The organism is Microcystis sp. M53603_WE2 (assembly GCF_030065435.1).
On sequence record NZ_JASJFF010000688.1, the window covers coordinates 1 to 4,653 of the forward strand.

A 4,653-nucleotide genomic window follows, 5' to 3' on the forward strand; every position below is an offset into this window, starting at 1 on the left:
AATTTAGAGGAGGGAGCAAAATGATCACAATCGATTTATTCGCTGGTTGTGGTGGTTTATCTTTAGGTTTCCAGAAAGCGGGGTTTACTATTGTGGCCGCATTTGATAATTGGATACCTGCTATAGATGTCTATAGAAATAACTTTAGTCATCCGATATTTAATGTCGATTTATCTAGAGAATCTAGCCAAGAAATATTTGCTCAATATAATCCTGAGATTATTGTCGGCAGCCCTCCTTGTCAAGACTTTTCCAGTGCTGGGAAGAGAGACGAGGGTTTAGGACGAGCGAATCTAACGCTCACATTCGCCGAAATTGTAACTGGAGTAAGTCCGCAATGGTTTGTTATGGAAAATGTGGATAGAATTGAGAAAAGTAAAATACTCACTCAAGCAAAACAAATTTTTAAAAGCCATGGTTATGGTTTAACTGAAAAAGTTATTAATTCTTGTTACTGCGGAGTTCCTCAAACTAGAAAAAGATATTTTCTGATCGGTAAAATGAAGGAAGAAGATGATTTTTTAATCGATGAGATCAATGAAAATCTATCAAGTCAACCTCTGACTGTATTTGACTATATGGGCAAAGAATTAGATATAGAATACTATTATAGACATCCTAGAAGCTATCAAAGAAGGGCGATATTCAGTATTTATGAACCTAGCCCTACTATTCGAGGAGTAAATCGACCAGTTCCCAAAACCTATCGACAACATCCCGGTGATGCTTGTCATCTTCATGAAAAATTAAGACCGCTAACAACGAGGGAGCGAAGCTATATTCAAACTTTTCCTAAAGACTTTATTTTTGCTGGAACAAAATCTAATCTAGAACAAATGATTGGCAATGCTGTTCCTATTAATTTGGCTAGATATGTGGGCCAATGTATTCTTAACTATGAATTGAAAAAGGAGAACAAGACAACCTATCGACAACTACAGCTAAGTAAGTGGTTATAATTAAATTGAAAATAGATTTTGTCTTTGATCCCCCCTTAATCCCCCCTTGATAAGGGGGGTGTCGATCCCCCCTTAATCCCCCCTTGATAAGGGGGGTGTCGATCCCCCCTTAATCCCCCCTTGATAAGGGGGGTGTCTGATAATTTTTGACAACTACAGCTATTTTCTTGATTTACTGGCAAAAACAAATCTCCAAAAAACTCTAATTCTTATGAAAGCAGCCCCTAGAAAATACCGATTTTTTGGGTACATTTTCTTAAATTTCTATCTAACAATTCTTTTCTCCTCCATCGTTCAAGCTTCTACGGGAAGCACTATCGATAGGGGGCAAGCCTCCGCATTAACCCTTTTAGGATTAGTCGCCTTTGCTTTATTTATCTACCTATTCCTTGTCATTTTTATACCCGAGAGGTTTTAAGAGATTTCTGGCACAATTAATTTTTGAGAGTTCAAAAATGGGAAAAAGCAGAAAATCTCTAAATAGACTCTTTCATTGATTGTTGTTTATTCTTAATTCTCCTGACTCCTGACTACTGGCTCCTGACTCCTAACCCCACCAACAAACTTTTTGCCGCAAACCCGACTTAAGAGGTCTAATCATGAGTTTTGCACGCGAGGCCGGTAGAGCCATCCGTTCTACCCTAGTTCTCTGGGTAATTACTGCCCTGATCTATCCTTTCTCGATGATCGCCATCGGTCAAATTCTTTTTCCCTGGCAAGCAAACGGGAGTTTAATTACCAATAATCAAGGTCAAGTGGTGGGTTCGGCTCTAATTGGGCAACCTTTCACCAGCGATCGCTATTTCAATAGTCGTCCAAGTACCACCGCCTACAGTACGGCCGATCCGAAAAACGATCCTAACAAAGTCCTGCAAACCGGAATTTCGGGGGCGAGTAACCTAGCTCCCAGTAACCCCCTGTTGATCGATCGAATTAAAGGAAAACCCGATCCCGACCCGCAAAAAGCACTGGAGGGGGAGATTCCCCGATTAGAGAAAGCGACAATTAAACCCACCGCAGATCTAGTATATACCTCCGGATCGAGTCTCGATCCCCACATCACCCCGGAGGCCGCCAGAGCGCAGATCGAGCGGGTGGCGCTCTCACGCGGATTACCGACGAATCAAGTGGAGATCCTCGTTACCAAAAACACCGATGATCGCTTTCTCGGCATCTTCGGCGAACCGGGGGTTAACCTGCTGAAACTGAATTTGGCTCTAGATGCGATCGCAAATTCCCGATAGGGTTTCTGATGCTAAATCCTGTTTAAAAGGTATAGGAAAGTGGGAAGAGAGAGTTTGCCTTTAAAAACCCCAAGTTAGTAGATTTACAAAAATGGGATGCAGCCGCTAAAAAACTAACTGGGAGAGTATTGTTTAGCTGATCTTACCTTGGGATTCACATTGAAAACCTTCATCTTGCCAAGCTTCCAAATCAACGGAATTTAAGGGAATGACTTGCCAACAGGGGGGATGGATTAATTGTCCCACAAAAGCCCAAATTATACTTCTAGTCAGATCTAACACAGTTTTTAGCTTTGATTCGTGATTACCGGGGATACCAATTTCTCGGACTGCATCGATTTCTACTGCTATACCGTGGGATTGCAAGTGAATTTCTGCTAACCATTTAGCGCGGGGTAAATGAGTAGGAGAGGTGACAACTTTTACTTTATGTACTCCCCATTGTTTTAAAATTGGCACGGCAAAGAAAAAATTGCCGAAGGTAGAATCAGCACACTTTTCTAACCAGACGTTAGCTTTTGGCGCTTTTGCCCGTTCAAATAGTAATAAAATACAGGGATCTTCCGAGCCTTGGGAAATTAAAATTGGTATATCGGGGTATTGCTGGGCTAGATTGGCTACATAAATTTCCCGACGAATGCTGCCCCCCAAAACTAAGATGGCCTCAACGGGTTTTTGTTGATTAATTGACCAGCAGATGGCTAAATTAGTCGCTAAATTAAAGATAATAAACCCAAAAACTGCGACCAGAGTTAGTTTTAACCATCTTTGCCAATGCCGGTGTTTACGCGCAACATTTTTCGGTTTTTTCGCCATTGACTTAGAGACGATGTAGGGTAGCTCAAAAAATAGATTTACTTCAGTATTGCACAGCCTGAAACCCTCATGAAATCTTGGGTTATTCTCAATTAGTGCGAAGATTTTATCAATAAGTCCAATTGATCGGGGTAAGCTAAGCTAAACGGCGCTTAACCTGCATGATCCAATAGCTATAACCCTTTTGGAGTCTATATCGGTGATCCGAAGTAAAAGCCGTTTAGCTTAAAACGCATCTAAGATGCGTTTTAGCAAGGCAGGAGGCAGGATTAATAAGCGGTTGAGAGTTTTTTGAATTATCAAGATATGTAACTGAAGTGCCTCTAAGCTTACCCCTTAGTAATTGATCAGGGAAAAAAGTGAGAGACTTAACCCAGATTACACTGATAGACAAAATTAACAAATCAACTTTGCTTTAACTCATACTACCCAGTCCTCTATGCTAAGATGATCCAAAAAACGCAAGTTTTTAAGTTGATGGGCAAAAAAAGTTTAATTTTACTCAATAACCAGGGCGTTATTTCTAAGACAGCTCGAAAAAATCAAATTTTGAGTGACGGAGAGCCTTGTTAGTTATTTAAAATTATTCCCTCTTCACCACTGTATATCTAGGAGATTTCCTCGACCAACACTTTGTTAACAAAATCCCCTATTCGAGGTGTCCTGTAACAATTGTGCTTTGATAATTTTTTCTGTGGGGTTGAGTTTCACTAATTGTGAACCTGTCCCGTCTTTACCCGTAACCATCACAGTTTCTACCTCTAAGGGTAGTTTTCGATTCTGATTGGTACTTAATAACACTATACTCCCCGGCCGCGCCGCTACCATGGCCGCTAAACTATCCTGTTTATTGACGAATTGTAAAGCGGGTGAACCAAGATCGCCTAATTGTGATAAGCGTAAATTCTCGATCGCCAGTCTTTTCGCGTAACCCAATCCCGAAATCAGCAGCAGATTTTCCCGATGAGGGAGAGAAACACAGCCGGCTAGATGTTCCCCGTAGCGCAATCGCAAAATTGCCAAACCTTGGGCAGATTTACCCATCATTGGCAATAATTCCTCGCGCACGGGATAACGCAACACCCGACCGCTACTGGTGGCGATCGCTAAGTCCAGGCCCTCGTGAGTAAAAATAGCAGCATATAGGCGATCGTCTTCTTTCAATTTCATCAGGGACAAACCCCGACTACCAACCCCCTCTAATTCATCGATGGGAAGCCGCTTTATTCGCCCCTGTTGACTCAGTAAAAGCAATTCTTGATTTTTTTGAGGTTCTGTCAAGAAAAATTGATTTAACACGGCTTCTGACTCTTTTTGGGCGGTTTTGGTCAGCAGACGGTCGATTAACACCGGTTGATTTGCTTGTGGGGGGACTTCCCGGGTAGCAATCGGGTAAGCTTTGGCATTATCGAGGATAACTAGGAAATTTTCCCGTTTTTCGATCGCCTGTTGATAGATAATTAAACCCTGGTCCGGCACTCGCTCTTCTGGTGTCGTCCAACTAATTTTATCTTCGGCATCAAGCAATAAAATCGCATTTTCTGGGGGTTCTTGGGGCGTAAATAGGCTTAAAATCGGTTCATTCTCACTCTCAGACTTTTTCTTAACTTTATTCTCCTGTTTTTTAACTTCTG

General features: G+C 41.7%; 5 protein-coding genes. 3 read left to right on the top strand and 2 right to left on the bottom strand.

Annotated features, from left to right (window positions below; all coding sequences use genetic code 11):
* From PX481_RS14875 to kdpC, 3 genes are all read left to right on the top strand, one after another.
* A partial coding sequence (locus tag PX481_RS14875; protein WP_288094855.1) for a DNA cytosine methyltransferase occupies window positions 1–959 on the top strand: 959 nt, incomplete at its 5' end.
* Between the two features lie 211 nt (window positions 960–1,170).
* On the top strand, window positions 1,171–1,377 hold the full coding sequence (locus PX481_RS14880) for a potassium-transporting ATPase subunit F (RefSeq protein WP_287715551.1): 207 nt from the start codon (window positions 1,171–1,173) through the stop codon (window positions 1,375–1,377).
* Window positions 1,378–1,558: 181 nt separating this feature from the next.
* Window positions 1,559–2,203 carry a K(+)-transporting ATPase subunit C gene (gene kdpC / locus PX481_RS14885; protein WP_002761773.1) on the top strand — a complete coding sequence of 215 codons (645 nt, stop codon included), beginning with the start codon at window positions 1,559–1,561 and terminating at the stop codon, window positions 2,201–2,203.
* Between the two features lie 132 nt (window positions 2,204–2,335).
* Here kdpC and PX481_RS14890 read toward each other — a convergent pair whose 3' ends face one another.
* Window positions 2,336–3,019, bottom strand: coding sequence for a YdcF family protein (locus tag PX481_RS14890; RefSeq protein WP_002761772.1), 684 nt, complete (start codon window positions 3,017–3,019; stop codon window positions 2,336–2,338).
* A gap of 636 nt (window positions 3,020–3,655) precedes the next feature.
* Window positions 3,656–4,653 (bottom strand): DNA gyrase C-terminal beta-propeller domain-containing protein (locus PX481_RS14895; RefSeq protein WP_288094857.1); only part of this gene is annotated, 998 nt, incomplete at its 5' end.

Excerpts from the sequence above, each read along its gene's own strand:
- PX481_RS14880 (WP_287715551.1), top strand. The coding sequence starts at position 1,171 with ATGAAAGCAGCCCCTAGAAAATACCGATTTTTTGGGTACATTTTCTTA.
- kdpC (WP_002761773.1), top strand. The coding sequence starts at position 1,559 with ATGAGTTTTGCACGCGAGGCCGGTAGAGCCATCCGTTCTACCCTAGTT.
- PX481_RS14890 (WP_002761772.1), bottom strand. The coding sequence starts at position 3,019 with ATGGCGAAAAAACCGAAAAATGTTGCGCGTAAACACCGGCATTGGCAA.